Origin of the sequence: Rhodococcus daqingensis (assembly GCF_042665615.1) — a bacterium.
Classification (GTDB): domain Bacteria; phylum Actinomycetota; class Actinomycetes; order Mycobacteriales; family Mycobacteriaceae; genus Rhodococcus_G; species Rhodococcus_G daqingensis.
Map to the genome: position 1 here is coordinate 74,626 of NZ_JBHTCS010000024.1, position 14,226 is coordinate 88,851.

12 protein-coding genes and 1 pseudogene are annotated in these 14,226 nt (G+C 70.5%); 7 read left to right on the forward strand and 6 right to left on the reverse strand.

Annotated features, from left to right (window positions below):
* Positions 1–56 precede the first annotated feature (56 nt).
* Positions 57–1,115 (forward strand): beta-ketoacyl-ACP synthase III, encoded by a 1,059-nt coding sequence (locus ACFQS9_RS19565; RefSeq protein ID WP_378408277.1) that lies wholly within the window; start codon positions 57–59, stop codon positions 1,113–1,115.
* Positions 1,116–1,148: 33 nt separating this feature from the next.
* Here the strand turns inward: ACFQS9_RS19565 and ACFQS9_RS19570 are convergent, their stop codons facing one another.
* The 4 genes from ACFQS9_RS19570 to ACFQS9_RS19585 are packed head-to-tail and all read right to left on the reverse strand — an operon-like array spanning position 1,149 to position 5,304.
* The gene (locus ACFQS9_RS19570; protein ID WP_378407717.1) at positions 1,149–1,406 is read right to left on the reverse strand and encodes an HPr family phosphocarrier protein; all 258 of its coding nucleotides are present in this window, start codon (positions 1,404–1,406) and stop codon (positions 1,149–1,151) included.
* Between the two features lie 35 nt (positions 1,407–1,441).
* Positions 1,442–3,481, reverse strand: a complete 2,040-nt coding sequence (locus ACFQS9_RS19575) for a PTS fructose transporter subunit IIABC (protein WP_378407719.1) — start codon at positions 3,479–3,481, stop codon at positions 1,442–1,444.
* A gap of 9 nt (positions 3,482–3,490) precedes the next feature.
* Positions 3,491–4,546 (reverse strand): 1-phosphofructokinase family hexose kinase, encoded by a 1,056-nt coding sequence (locus ACFQS9_RS19580; RefSeq protein ID WP_378407721.1) that lies wholly within the window; start codon positions 4,544–4,546, stop codon positions 3,491–3,493.
* On the reverse strand, positions 4,543–5,304 hold the full coding sequence (locus ACFQS9_RS19585; protein ID WP_378407723.1) for a DeoR/GlpR family DNA-binding transcription regulator: 762 nt from the start codon (positions 5,302–5,304) through the stop codon (positions 4,543–4,545). The genes ACFQS9_RS19580 and ACFQS9_RS19585 overlap by 4 nt, the downstream gene beginning before the upstream one ends.
* A 143-nt stretch (positions 5,305–5,447) precedes the next feature.
* Here ACFQS9_RS19585 and ACFQS9_RS19590 point away from each other — a divergent pair, with 143 nt between their 5' ends.
* A complete protein-coding gene (locus ACFQS9_RS19590; protein ID WP_378407725.1) occupies positions 5,448–7,175 on the forward strand; it encodes a putative PEP-binding protein in 1,728 nt (575 codons plus the stop codon).
* 32 nt (positions 7,176–7,207) lie between these two features.
* Entirely contained in the window at positions 7,208–8,218 is a 1,011-nt protein-coding gene (locus ACFQS9_RS19595; RefSeq protein WP_378408279.1) for a PHP domain-containing protein, read from the forward strand.
* A gap of 325 nt (positions 8,219–8,543) precedes the next feature.
* On the opposite strand, the pseudogene ACFQS9_RS19600 reads toward ACFQS9_RS19595, so the two are convergent.
* Positions 8,544–9,143 (reverse strand): annotated as a pseudogene (locus ACFQS9_RS19600) (pyridoxamine 5'-phosphate oxidase family protein); the annotation flags it as partial.
* Positions 9,144–9,590: 447 nt separating this feature from the next.
* Here ACFQS9_RS19600 and ACFQS9_RS19605 point away from each other — a divergent pair.
* Positions 9,591–10,877: a uracil-xanthine permease family protein gene (locus ACFQS9_RS19605; protein WP_378407727.1), complete on the forward strand. Its 1,287-nt coding sequence runs from the start codon at positions 9,591–9,593 to the stop codon at positions 10,875–10,877.
* A 122-nt stretch (positions 10,878–10,999) separates the two neighbouring features.
* Positions 11,000–12,145 (forward strand): acyl-CoA dehydrogenase family protein, encoded by a 1,146-nt coding sequence (locus ACFQS9_RS19610; protein ID WP_072753324.1) that lies wholly within the window; start codon positions 11,000–11,002, stop codon positions 12,143–12,145.
* Positions 12,146–12,224: 79 nt separating this feature from the next.
* Here the strand turns inward: ACFQS9_RS19610 and lexA are convergent, their stop codons facing one another.
* A complete protein-coding gene (lexA, locus tag ACFQS9_RS19615) occupies positions 12,225–12,956 on the reverse strand; it encodes a transcriptional repressor LexA (RefSeq protein WP_378407729.1) in 732 nt (243 codons plus the stop codon).
* A gap of 189 nt (positions 12,957–13,145) precedes the next feature.
* On the opposite strand from lexA, the gene ACFQS9_RS19620 reads away from it, so the two are divergent.
* Both ACFQS9_RS19620 and nrdR read left to right on the forward strand, forming a co-directional pair.
* Positions 13,146–13,634 carry a LysM peptidoglycan-binding domain-containing protein gene (locus ACFQS9_RS19620; RefSeq protein ID WP_378407731.1) on the forward strand — a complete coding sequence of 163 codons (489 nt, stop codon included), beginning with the start codon at positions 13,146–13,148 and terminating at the stop codon, positions 13,632–13,634.
* A 108-nt stretch (positions 13,635–13,742) separates the two neighbouring features.
* A complete protein-coding gene (gene nrdR / locus ACFQS9_RS19625; RefSeq protein ID WP_378407733.1) occupies positions 13,743–14,207 on the forward strand; it encodes a transcriptional regulator NrdR in 465 nt (154 codons plus the stop codon).
* Positions 14,208–14,226: the final 19 nt, after the last annotated feature.

Consider the following 14,226-nt stretch of genomic DNA (forward strand, 5'->3'; position numbering starts at 1 on the left):
TCACACGCCGGCCGGAAGGCGGGCACATGTCACAAGCGGCGAAGGGCAAGCACCAGATGTTCAACATTGCGGTCAAGAAGGGGCACGAGAACGTGTCGCTGCTCGGTATCGGTGCCTACCGGCCCGAGCGGATCGTCAGCAACGCCGAGGTGTGCGAGGTCCTCGACTCGTCGGACGAGTGGATCTACGAGCGCAGTGGCATCCGCAACCGCCGCTGGATCAGCGGGGACGAGACCGCGAAGTCGATGGCCGTGGCCGCGGCCGAGCGCGCGATCCGCAACAGCGGCATCGACAAGGAGCAGATCGGCGCGCTCATCCTCGCCACCGGCAGCTGGAAGACGAAGATTCCGCACGGTGCGCCGCAGGTGGCGCACGAACTGGGGATCAACGGCATCGCGGCGTTCGACCTCGCCTCCGGCTGCGGTGGCTTCGGTTACGGGCTCGGGGTGGCCACGGACATGATCCGGTCCGGTTCCGCCCAGTATGTCCTGGTGATCGGTGTCGAGACCATGTCCGTGGTGATGGAACCGACCGATCGCAACACCGCCTTCATTTTCGGCGACGGCGCGGGTGCGGTGGTGGTCGGCCCCAGCGAGACGAACGGCATCTCACCGACCGTGTGGGGCAGCGACGGCGAGAACGCCACCGCGATCAGCCAGAACTACGACATCCCCGCCTACATGGACCGGGCCCAGGCCCTGCAGGGCGAGGGCCCGGACGGCGAGCAGGTGGGCCGCATGGTGGTGTCGATGGAGGGACCCCGGGTGTTCCGGTGGGCGGCCATCACCCTGCCCAAGGCGCTCGGCAGCATCCTGGCGGAATCGGGCGTCGCGATCGAGGACATCGAGGTCTTCGTGCCGCACCAGGCCAACGCCCGGATCAACGACCTGATGAAGAAGAACCTCGGCCTCGGTGACGACGTGCCGGTCGCCAACGACATCGAGAACACCGGCAACACGTCCGCCGCGTCGATCCCGCTCGCGATGGAGGAGATGCTGGTGTCGGGCAAGGCGAAGGGCGGGCAGCTCGCCCTGCTGCTCGGCTTCGGCGCCGGGCTGAGCTACGCCGGCCAGGTCGTCACGTTGCCGCCGGTGCCGGTCGAAACGAGCTTCTGACCGACACATACGCGACGAACCCGGTGACGACGCTCAGGCGTCGAGGTCTGCGGCGACCAGCTTCGCGACGATCGCGACGGACTCGGCGTCGTCACTGGTCACGGTCACCTCGACGCCCTGCGTTGCGCCGAGCGTCATGATCATCAGGGCGGATCCGGCATCGACCGGTTCACCACCCGCCACCGCGAGCGTGACGGGGATTCCCCCGGAACTGACCGCGTCGGCGATCACGGCGGCGGGGCGGGCGTGCAGTCCGATCGACGATCCGACGGCGACGGTGGTGCTGGGCATGGTGTGTCCTCTCGGTGGGTGTGAGTGTGATGGCGTCACGCTGTTGCGGCGACGAGCTCGGGTTCGGCTGGGGCAGCCGTACGCGGACGGATGAACTGTTTTGCCAGGACCACGGCGGTGGCGGCGACGACCGTGCCCGCGGCGATCGAGATCAGGAACCAGGCGATGTTGCCGATCGCGAACAGCACGAACAGTCCGCCGTGCGGTGCGCTGAGGGTGACCTCGGTGGCCATCACCAGGGCCCCGGTCGCCGCACCGCCGGCCATCATGGACGGGATCACCCGGAGCGGGTCGGCGGCGGCGAACGGGATGGCGCCCTCGGAGATGAACGCGGCGCCGAGGAACCAGGCCGCCTTGCCGTTCTCCCGCTCGGCCTCGCTGAACAGGCCGGGACGCACGGTGGATGCCAGTGCCATCGCCAGTGGTGGCACCATGCCCGCGGCCATCACCGCGGCCATGATCCGCAGGGTGGCCGGGTCGGTGACGCTGAGCCCGGCGACAGCGAACGCGTAGGCCGCCTTGTTGACCGGGCCACCGAGGTCGAAGCACATCATCAGGCCGAGGATGATGCCCAGCGCCACGGCGGAGCTGCCGGACAGACCGTTCAGCCAGGTGGTCAGGCCGCTGGTGATCGCGGCCAACGGCCGGCCGAGCACCATGAACATCAACGCGCCGACGGCCAGGGTGGCGAACAGCGGGATGACAACGACCGGCATCAGGCCGCGCAGCACCTGCGGTACCCGGAGCCGGCCGATCCAGAGTGCCGCGAAGCCTGCGATGATGCCGCCGACCAGGCCGCCGATGAAGCCGGCGCCGACGAACACCGCGACCGCGCCCGCGGTGAATCCCGGTGCGAGGCCGGGCCGGTCGGCGATGGCGAAGGCGATGTACCCGGCAAGAGCCGGGACGAGGAAGCTGAAGGCCAGCGACCCGAGCTGGAACAGGACGGCGCCGACATTGGTGCCGAGCCCGCCGTCGGGCAGGTCCCACAGCGAGTTGCCGAGGACGATGTCCTTCGCGCCGTCGGAGATCTCGTACCCGCCGAACAGGAAGCCGAGCGCGATCAGCAGGCCGCCTGCGGCGACGAACGGGATCATGTAGCTCACGCCGGTCAGCAGGATCTGCCGCAGCCGGGTGCCCCAGCCGACGTCCGCCGCTGCCCCGGCGGTGTCCGTGCCCGCGGCGCTGCCTGCGACCCGGGCCGCGGACGGGTCGCCGGCGGCCCGGATCGCCTCGGCGAGCATGGCGTCGGGCTCGTTGATGGCGCGCTTGACGCCGGACGCGACGACGGGTTTGCCCGCGAAACGGTCGCGGCCCTTGACCCCGACGTCGGTCGCGAAGATCACGGCGGAGGCGCCGGCGATCACCTCGGGGTCCAGCGACGTGCCGCCGCTCGAGCCCTGTGTCTCCACCCGCACCGGTATCGATGCCCGCTTGCCCGCCGCGACCAGGGAGTCGGCGGCCATGTACGTGTGCGCGATGCCGGTCGGGCAGGCGGTGACCGCGACCACGTAGCGCTCGGCGGCCGCGGGCTCGGAGTCGACGGCGGAAGCCGGTGCGGCAGAGGCGGAGTCGGCGGTCGGAGCGGCCTGCCCCGGCACCTCGAGGCCGAGCGCCTCGTGCACCAGCGTCACGACGGCGCCGGCGTCCGGGGCCGCGCGCAGCGACGCGACGAACTCGGGCCGCACCAGCGCGCGGGCCAGGCCGGACAGCAGTTTCATGTGCTCGGCGCCCGCGCCCTCCGGAGCGGCGATGAGAAATACCAGGTCGGCGGGACCGTCCGGCGCGCCGAAGTCGACCTTCGGGTCCAGGCGTGCGAACCCGAGGGAGGCGGTGGTGACGGCCGCGGATCGGCAGTGCGGGATGGCGATGCCGCCGGGCAGCCCCGTCGCGGACTGCGCCTCGCGGGCCAGTGCCGCATCGCGCAGGGTGGCGGCCCCGGTGGCGCGGCCTGCGTCGGCGAGCAGGGTCGCCAGCGATTCGATGACGGCCCCGGTGTCGGCGCCCAGGTCGGCGTCGAGAGCGATCAGCTCGGTGGTGATGATCGCCGGGGAATCGGTGGTGGGAGTGGACATGTCGGGTCCTCAGTACTCGGCGGCCGGGGCGGCGACCGTGGTGGATGGCGAGGCGGTGTCGGGACGGGGGTTGTCGGTGTCCGGGCGCCGCGGACCGGGGTTCGCGACATCCAGCGCGGTGACGGTGACGGCGTCGCGGTCGATCTGGTCGGGCCGGGGGAGCGCGGTGCCGGGCAGGCCGGCGGCGGCGGTGCCGTAGGCCACCGCGAGCTGCAGGGCCCGTGCCGGGTCGTCCCCGGCGACGGTTGCGAGCAGGTAGCCGGCGAGCGAGGCGTCGCCGGCGCCGACGGTGCTGCGGGGGGTGATGCGCGGGGCCCGGGCGAACCACGCGCCCTCGGTGGTCACCAGGACCGCACCCGCGGATCCGAGGGTGGCCAGCACCGCGCTGACCCCCCGGTCCAGCAGGGTCAGTGCGGCCCGGACGGTCAGGCTCGGGTCCCCGGCATCGGCGGCGGCCTCGAGCGCGACGGCGTCGTAGCCGGTCAGCTGGGCCAGCTCCTCGGCGTTCGGCTTCACCAGGTCGGGAGCGGTGTCGGGGAAACCCGCGGCGAGGGCGCGCAACGGAACGTCGGAGGTGTCCACCGCGATCGCACAGGGCATCGGCCGTAGCGCACGCACCAGCTGGCCGTACCAGTCGTCCGGGGCGCCCGGTGGGAGCGAGCCGCACAGCGCGATCCACCGGGCGTGGTCGGCGTGCTCGGTGAGCAGTCGCGCGAGCGCACCGAGCATGGTGGCGTCGAGCGGGTGGCCCGGCTCGTTGAGCTTGGTGGTGGTGCCGTCCGGCTCGGTGACCGTCAGGTTGCCGCGGACCGGGCCGGCGGTCGGCACCACGCGGTGCGCGATGCCCCGGTCGGCGAGCGCGGTGACCAGCGGGTCGTCGGCGCGGGCGGGCAGGATCGCCACGGTCGGGGAGTGTGCCGCCGCGACCACCCGGGCGACGTTGACGCCCTTGCCGCCAGGGTCCGTGCTGGTGGCCGTGGCGCGGTGTACCGCGCCACGCTCGAGGCGGGTGGCCAGCTCGACGGTGCTGTCGAGGCTGGGGTTGGCCGTCAGGGTGACGATCATGCGAGTACCACCTCGATGCCGTGAGCCTCGAGTTCGGTGCGGGCGCTCGGGTCGAGGTCGGTGTCCGTGACCAGCACGTCGACGGCGTCAACGGGGGCGAACCTCACCAGGTCCTCCCGGCCGATCTTGCTCGAGTCGGCGACCACCACCACGAGGTTGGCGCAGCGCACCAGGGCCCGCTTGACGGCGGCCTCGTCGAGGTCCGGCGTGGACAACCCGTGGTCCACGGTCAGGGCGTTCGTCCCGACGAAGGCGACGTCGACGCGCAGGCCGGTGAGGGTGGCGACGGCCTGGTCCCCGACCACCGCCTGGGTGACCCCGCGGACCCGGCCGCCGAGCACCTGCAGGCTGTGCTGGCCTGCGCACCGAGTGGCGACGGGGATCGAGTTGGTGACCACCGTCAGCTCGCGCTCGGCAGGGAGCAGGGGTGCGATCCGGGCCGTGGTGGTGCCCGCGTCCAGGACCACACTGCCACCCTGATGCGGCAGGTAGGCCAGGGCGGCGGCGGCGATCCGGTCCTTCGCCTGCGCGTGGCTGTGCTCGCGCTCGGTCAGGCCGGTCTCGCCGAGAGTGATGGCGGAGGCGGACACGGCGCCGCCGTGCACCCGGCGGATGAGGCCGAGCCGATCGAGGGCCGCGAGGTCGCGGCGGACGGTCTCCGTGGTCACCTCGTAGGCGTCGGCGAGATCGGCGACCGAGACCCGACCGCGTTGGCCGATGAGCCCCGCGATCGCCTGCTGGCGCTCTTCCGCGTACATGTGGTCTCCTGCCCGAAACAATGTTGGTTTATGTTGTTTTACGCCTGTCTGTGTTGACATGTCAATGCTTTGGAGTAATCCTCGTCACAGTGCTCGTGTCGACGGGCACGAGCGTCGTAACCGATTCGAGCCGAGGAGTGGACATGAGCGGGACCGGGGTAGGAAGCGTCCCGTCGCAGGTGGGCGGCGGCGTGGACGCGCCGGGCACACCGGCGGCGGTCCTGGTCGGGACGCCGGTTGTGCCGGGCGTCGGGTACGGCCCGGTGATTCGGCCAGGCGCCCGGCCCGAGGTCCCGGCTCGCGGCGCCGACCTGCCCGAACCCGTCCGCCCCGCCGAGAGGCAGCGCTTCCTGGCCGCCGCGGAACTGGTGTCCGGGCGGCTGCTGGCCCGCGCCGACGCCGCCGCGGGCGCGGGCGCCGAGGTGCTCCGGGCCACCGCCGCGCTGGCCACCGACCGCGGCTGGCTCGGCGCCGCCGGGACCCTCATCGACGACGGCGCGGGCGCCGAGGCCGCAGCGGCCGCCGCCACCGAGCAGTTCGCGGCCGTCTTCACCAAGCTGGGCGGGCTGATGGCCGAGCGGGTGACCGACCTGCTCGACGTGCGGGACCGGGTGGTCGCCGAACTGCTCGGCGCCTCCGAGCCCGGCATCCCGGCCCCGGCCGTGCCCTCGGTGCTGCTGGCCCGGGACCTGGCCCCGGCGGACACCGCCGTCCTGGATCCGGCCCTGGTCCTGGGGATCGCGACCACCCTGGGCGGACCCACCAGCCACACCGCGATCATCGCCCGGCAGCTCGGCATTGCCTGCGTCGTCGGGGTCACCGGACTGGACGAGGTCGGCGTCGGCACCCCGGTCCTGGTGGACGGCGGCGCGGGCCGGGTGGAAGTGGAGCCGGCGCCCGAGCGCGCCGCGGCGGCGGTCGCCCACGCCGCAGAGATCCGGCGCCGCACCGAGTCGTGGACGGGTCCCGGGCGCACCCGCGACGGCCACCCGGTGGCGGTGCTGGCCAACGTGCAGGACGGCGCGGGCGCACGCGCCGCCGCGTCGTCGGCGGCCGAGGGCATAGGCCTGTTCCGCACGGAACTCGCGTTCCTGGACCGCGACACCGAGCCCACCGTGGAGGAGCAGGCAGCGATCTACCGCGAGGTGTTCGACGCGTTCGCCGACTGCAAGGTCGTGGTCCGCACCCTCGACGCCGGTTCCGACAAGCCACTGAAGTTCGCCGGTCCGACGGATGAACCCAACCCGGCGCTCGGCGTACGCGGCTACCGGATCGCCGCGGAGCATCCCGGGATGCTGGACCGGCAACTGGATGCGATTGCCCTGGCGGCGCGCCAGTCCACGGCGTCAGTGCTGGTGATGGCCCCGATGATCGCAACCGTCGCCGAGGCCGCGGAGTTCGCTGCGGCCGTCCGGGACCGCGGCCTGGTGCCGGGGGTGATGGTCGAGGTCCCCGCGGCGGCACTGCTCGCCGACCGGATGCTCGAGCACGTCGATTTCCTCTCGCTCGGCACCAACGACCTGACCCAGTACACGATGGCCGCGGACCGGCTGTCCGCGCCGTTGGCCGCGCTGAGCGACCCCTGGCAGCCCGCGGTGCTGGCGCTGGTGGCCCGGACCGCCGCCGACGGCGCGAGGGCCGGCAAGGCCGTCGGGGTGTGCGGTGAGGCGGCCGCCGACCCACTGCTCGCCTGCGTGTTGGCCGGATTCGGCGTCACCTCGCTGTCGATGGCGGCGTCCGCGGTCGCGGCGACGGGGTCCGCGCTGTCCGAGGTGGACCTCGCGCGGTGCCGTGCCGCGGCGGAGGCGGCGCTCGGCGCGACCGACCCGCAGTCCGCACGGGCGCGGGCGGCGGAGATCCTGCGGGGGTAGCCGAGGAGGGGGAGATGGCCCAGGATGAGGTGATGGACCCGGTCGAGGCATTGCGTGAGATCGCATACTGGCTCGAGCGTTCCCGGGCCGAGACGCACCGCGTCAAGGCGTATCGCCGGGCCGCCGACATCGTCGAGGCGCTGACACCGGAGCAACGAGACCGATTGGGCCGCACCGGCACCTGGGCCGCGCTGAGCGGGATCGGGCCGAAGACCGCCGCGGTGATCTCGGAGGCGTACGCGGGTGGCGTGCCCGCCTACCTGACCGAGGTGAAGTCGAAGGCGGGCCAGATCGGTGAGGGTGGGCGGGCGCTGCTCGCCGCGCTGCGCGGCGACCTGCACACGCACTCGGACTGGTCCGACGGCGGCAGCCCGATCGGGGAGATGATGCGACGCGCCGCCATGGTCGGTCACGAGTACTGCGCATTGACCGACCATTCGCCGCGGCTGACGGTGGCGAACGGACTGTCCGCGGACCGGTTGCGCAGGCAACTCGACGTGGTGGCGGAGCTGAACTCGGAGCTCGCGCCGTTCCGGATCCTGACCGGGATCGAGGTGGACATCCTCGACGACGGTTCGCTCGACCAGGAGGAGGATCTGCTGGCCGAACTCGACATCGTGGTCGCCAGCGTGCACTCGAAGCTCGCGATGGAGGCCGACGCGATGACCAGGCGGATGGTCCGGGCGGTCGCGAACCCGCACGTGGACGTCCTCGGGCACTGCACCGGCAGGCTCGTCGAGGGTGTCAGAGGGAACCGGCCGGAGTCGAAGTTCAACGCGGAGGTCGTGTTCGAGGCCTGCCGCCAGTTCGGCACGGCGGTGGAGATCAACAGCAGACCCGAGCGCCGCGATCCGCCAGCGCGGCTGATCGAGCTGGCGCTCGAGCGCGACTGCCTGTTCGCGATCGACACCGACGCGCACGCGCCCGGACAGCTCGACTTTCAGGGCTACGGCTGCGAGCGCGCCCAGGCGGCCGGTGTCGAGGCGGAGCAGGTGATCAACACCTGGACCGCCGACGACCTGATCGCCTGGACCAGGGAGTAGGTCGCCCCGGTCACTCCTCGAGTGTGGGCTCCGAGGCGGCCGCCCGCTTCGCGGGAGTGCGTGCGGCTGTGGTCTTCTGGGCGACGCTCTTCTTCACCGGGGTCCGGGAGGTTGCCGACGTCGCGGCGACCGCCTTGCGCGGAGCGGCCTTGCGCGCGGGGGTCTTCTTGGCGGCGGCCTTCTTGGCGGGTGTCTTGGCCGCCGGAGTTTTTGTGACCGGGGCCTTTCCGGTGGCGGCCTTTCTTGCGGTCCGCTTCCGGGCAGGCGCCTCGGCGGGCTCGATCGGGTCTTCCGCGGCGGGTGCGACCGGCTCCGGCAGTTCGTGCGGGGTGCCCTTCGCGTCGAAGTAGTCGCCGCCCTTGCGGCGCACATCGTCGGTGCCCCAGGCGCGAGTCCGATCGACGGGCGCCATCTGTGGAATGTGCTTGCGGCAGTGAATGTATGCCTCTTCGACATCCACGACCACCCAGCGTTCGGGGATGCGCCCCTTGGCGTTGGCGTCGGGCAGGTCCGCCGTCTGGGCGCGCAGGTCCACATCCTCGACGATGCGGGCCGAGCCGTTGACATGGAGGCCGATCAGGTCGCGGACGAAGTCCATCATCAGGATCCCGACATGTGGGTTCTCCCTGATGTTGCCCAGGCTGGCCATCACCCCGTTGCCGCGATACTCCGGATACGCGATGGTCCGCGGGTCGATGACATGGATGAATCCCGGTTCACCCGCCCTGAACGTGGAATCGCATTCGCCCCGTGCATCGGCGGTCGCGATGAACGCCATTTCCTGCCGGGCCACGAACTCGATCATCGTCGGGTTCAGGTGATTGAGCATCTGATCGGAATAGAACCGCTCGGCACGTTCTGCTGTGCCGAATTCGTTCTGCAGTTCATGTTCGCCAACACTCCCCAAAGTGGGACGAATAGACATGGAACTCCTCAGGAACGGAAGTCACGGACCAGCTGGTCCGCACATGGGCGGTAACGCTAGCCGAGGGGCCGAATCACCGCACCATTACGTTGCACACGATCGCCTCGAATCCCATTGGCGCCCTAGTAGGGCGTGTGTCCAGAATCGGATTGTTGCGGGGTGCGTCGGCGTCCCCCCGTGGCGCGGACCATGCTCGTCTGATGGTTCGGCCCTCGTGTTGTCGTCGTCCATGCCGCGGTGGCGGACTCGGGACACCCAAGCAGGAGCCCGGTCACCTACGCCCGCCGACAGGACGGCCATTGCCCACGACCTTGTGTGGGTGAAACCAGCCTGGAAGACACGGGAACCGACGCTCACTCCGCACTTGGGATCTGAGCTGATGACGCCCGAGAAGGGCAGTGCCTCATAACGAAACGAATCGCGAGACACGCTTTAGTATTGGCCACTGTGACTGAGCAGGAGATCACGACGTCCCACGCCCGATTCGGCTGGCAACTGCACGGCGACGGCAAGCGGATCGCGGACGGTGCTGTCGTGGCCCCTGACGAGCGGCTGTCGTGGCCTCGCACGGTCGGCATCGGCATGCAGCACGTGATCGCGATGTTCGGGGCGACGCTGCTGGTGCCGACGATCACCGGATTCCCGGTCACGACCACGCTGTTGTTCTCCGGCATCGGCACCGTGTTGTTCCTCGTGATCACCCGGGGCCGGATCCCGAGCTATCTCGGATCGTCCTTCGCCTTCATCGCTCCGCTCACCGCCTCGGCGGCCGACGGTCCCGCCGCGCAGCTCGGCGCGGTGCTGGCGGTCGGGGTCGTGCTGATGGTGGTCGGCATCGTGGTCAAGCTCGCGGGCGCCCGGGTGCTCGACGCCGTGATGCCACCGGTGGTCACCGGCGCCGTGGTGATGCTGATCGGATTGAACCTTGCGCCCGCGGCGGTCGGGTCCTTCCAAGCCCAGCCGCTGATCGCGGCCGTCACCCTCATCGCGATCCTGGTCGTCACCGCGGCCGGGCCGGGACTTCTCGGCCGGCTGGGGATCCTCGTCGGAGTGGTGGTCGGGTGGGTGTTCGCCGCGGTGACCGGCGGCCTGTCGACCGATCGCGTGGATGCGCTGCGCGAGGCGGCGTGGGTGGGCGTGCCGCACCTGCGCGGGCCGAGTTTCCAGTGGTCGGTGATCGCGCTCGCGCTCCCCGTGGTGATCGTGCTGATCGCGGAGAACGTCGGGCACGTCAAGGCCGTCGCGGCGATGACCGGGCGCTCGCTCGACGATGTCGCGGGCGATGCGCTCTTCGCGGACGGGCTGGCGACCACTCTGGCGGGAGCGGGCGGCGGCTCGGGTACCACCACCTACGCGGAGAACATCGGTGTGATGGCCGCGACCCGGGTGTACTCGACCGCCGCGTACTGGGTCGCCGCGGCGACCGCGATCGTGCTCGCGTTCTCGCCGAAGTTCGGTGCCCTCGTGTTCACCGTTCCGGACGGCGTGATCGGCGGCGCCACCCTGGTGCTCTACGGGCTGATCGGCATTCTCGGTGTGCGGATCTGGATGGAGGCCAAGGTCGACTTCACGGATCCGGTGAACCTGACGGTCGTCGCCGCGGCGCTGGTCGCCGGCATCGGAAACCTCACCCTCATGGTCGGTTCCGTCGAACTCGGCGGCATCGCGTGGGGTTCGGTGGGGATCCTCGTCGGGTACCCGCTCATGCGGGCGCTGGCACGGCTGCGGCGGTGACCCGAGTCCGCCGTTGACCGGCCTGCGCTGTTGGTCACAGATTGCGCTCGTTAGGGTCATCGACCGCCGAGTCTGCCGACACCTAGCCTGACAGGCAGCTACGTCGACACACAGGAGTCTTGATGGAACGCACGCTTTTCGAGCCCGAGCACCTCCTCTTCCGGGAGTCCTACCAGAAGTTCCTGGAGCAGGAGGTCGCTCCCAACCACGACAAGTGGGAAGAGCAGAACATCGTCGACCGCGAGGTCTGGAAGAAGGCGGGCGAGCAGGGCTTCCTCGGCATGGACGTGCCGGAGGAGTACGGCGGCGGCGGCGTGGAGGACTTCCGGTACAACGCCATCATCACCGAGGAGACCACCCGCGGGGGCTTCAGCGGTGTCGGCTTCATGCTGCACAACGACGTGGTGGCGCCCTACCTGCTGAAGCTGGCCAACGAGGAGCAGAAGAAGCGCTGGCTGCCCGGTTTCTGCTCGGGCGAGATCATCACCGCCATCGCGATGACCGAGCCCGGCACCGGCAGCGACCTGCAGAACATCAAGACCCGCGCCGTGCGCGACGGTGATCACTGGGTCCTCAACGGTTCCAAGACCTTCATCACCAACGGCATCAACGCCGACCTGGTGGTCGTGGTCGCGTGCACCGACCCCGACAAGGGTGCCCAGGGCTTCTCGCTGCTCGTCGTCGAGCGCGGCATGGAGGGCTTCGAGCGCGGTCGCAACCTGGACAAGATCGGCCTCAAGGCCCAGGACACCGCCGAGCTCAGCTTCACCGACGTGCGGGTCCCGGCCGCGAACCTCCTCGGGGAGGAGGGCATGGGCTTCATCTACCTGATGCAGAACCTGCCGCAGGAGCGCATGTCGATCGCCGTCGTCGCAGCCGCTGCCATGGAGTCCTGCCTCGAGATGACCATGCAGTACGTGCGTGACCGCAAGGCGTTCGGCAAGCCGATCGGCAGCTTCCAGAACACGCGGTTCGTGCTGGCCGAGCTCGCCACCGAGACCACCGCGGTGCGGATCCTCGTGGACAAGTTCATCGAGCAGCTCAACGACGGCAAGCTCACGGTCCAGGAGGCCGCCATGGCCAAGTGGTGGACCACCGAGGCGCAGGTCAAGCTGATCGACCGCTGCCTGCAGCTACACGGCGGCTACGGCTACATGCGCGAGTACCCGATCGCCAAGGCGTACATGGACTCTCGTGTGCAGACGATCTACGGCGGCACCACCGAGATCATGAAGGAGATCATCGGCCGGGGACTGAACCTGTCCTGATCCGGATCCGCACGAGAAAGGCCGCGGCACCTCGGTGCCGCGGCCTTTCTCGTGTTCTCCGGGTCCGGTCTCGCCCGGATCAGATCTTGCGCATGACCGTGACGACCTTGCCGAGAATGGCCGCATCGTTGCCGGGGATCGGTTCGAACAGCGGGTTGTGCGGCATCAGCCACACCTCGCCCTTGGTCCGCTTGAACGTCTTGACGGTCGCCTCGCCGTCGATCATCGCGGCCACGATGTCACCGTTGTCGGCCACGCTCTGCTGCCGGACGACCACCCAGTCGCCGTCGCAGATCGCCGCCTCGATCATCGATTCCCCGACGACCCTCAGCAGGAACAGCGATCCCTGGCCGACGAGCTCGCGGGGGAGCGGGAACACGTCCTCGACGGCCTCCTCGGCCAGGATCGGGCCACCGGCAGCGATCCTCCCGAGGACGGGTACGAATGTCGGCTTCGGCAGCTGGGTCTCGGTGCCCTCGCCCGCCGGCTGCGCCGCGTGCTCGAAGCCGGCCTCGGTGTCGGTCGCCGCCACGCCGTCGTCCAGTCCTCGCACGTCGACCGCGCGCGGACGGTTGGGGTCGCGGCGCAGGAAGCCCTTGCGTTCGAGGGTGCGGAGCTGGTGCGCGACGGACGAGGTGGAGGTGAGCCCGACCGCGTCGCCGATCTCGCGGATGCTCGGCGGGTAGCCGCGCTCGCTGACCGAGGCACGGATCACCTCGAGCACCCGGCGCTGTCGATCCGTGAGCCCCGCCGCGAGGTCGGATCCGCCTGGGGTGGCGGCCGAGCCGTCGTTGGAGCTGTCGTCCTTCATGGAGGGCCTCCCGTGTCGAATGTGGGTTCTGACACGAATCTAGACCGGATTCCTGCGGGTTTCAAACATCTGTTCGACATGTGTCGCGTCAAGTCGGGACTTTGTCGGACCGCCGTGGTAGAAATCGAACATGCGTTCACTCGAACGTGTGAACGAACACAGCGCTTCGATACACCGGCGGAGGTTCCGATGAGCATGGCAGTCCCCATGAGCATGGCAGTTCCCACGAACAGTGTGGTCCGGACGAACAGTGCGGTCCGGATGAACGGTGCGGGCCGGCGCGGCACGAGGTCGCCGCACCTCGTGGCGCGCAGGCATCGGGTGGACGGCTTCGTCGAGTACGGCCGGGCGCGGGTGCCGGTGTCCCGGGCCGGCCACGGCGGGCGCGGGCAGGAGAACGGGATCGGCGCCTTGCTGGTGGGGATGCTGCTCTCGGCCGTGGCCGTCGCGGGCCTGATGGGCATCGCCCAGGCGAGGTCGAACCCGCAGCTGGCCCAGGGAGAGACCGCGGTGGTGCAGGTGCGGGGCGGCGAGACGCTCAGCGACGTCGCGTCCCGGGTCGCCCCTGGGGACCGTGTCGAGCAGGTGGTGGCGCGGATTCTCGACCTGAACGCCATGTCCGGGGCGTCGGTTCAGGCGGGCCAGTCCCTGGTGGTACCGGTCGGATCGGTGGACTGAGGGCCGATGCGCGCCCTCGGGTGCCCGGCGGCGGTATCCTCGAACCCTGCCAGCCCCACCACATCCAGTGGTAGCACCGGGCTCCTCGGTTCCGACGAAGGATTCGCCATGCATTGCCCGTTCTGTAGGCATCCCGATTCGCGCGTGGTCGACTCCCGTGAAGCCGATGAGGGCAACGCCATCCGCAGGCGACGGTCGTGCCCGGAATGCGGTCGGCGGTTCACCACCGTCGAGACCGCGGTGCTCTCGGTGGTCAAGCGCAGTGGCGTCACCGAGCCGTTCAGCCGCGAGAAGGTGGTGCTCGGCGTCCGGCGGGCCTGCCAGGGCCGGGCAGTGGACGAAGATGCGCTCTACAAGCTAGCCCAGAAGGTGGAGGAGGCCGTGCGCGCGGCCGGATCCGCCGAGATCCCCAGCCACGAGGTGGGGTTGGCGATCCTCGGCCCGTTGCGCGACCTCGACGAGGTCGCCTACCTGAGATTCGCCTCGGTGTACCGCTCGTTCAGCTCGGCCGAGGACTTCGAGCGCGAGATCAAGGACCTGCGCGTACACCGCGAGGAATCCGCGCGCGACTGACGGGTCGCGGCGACCGAGC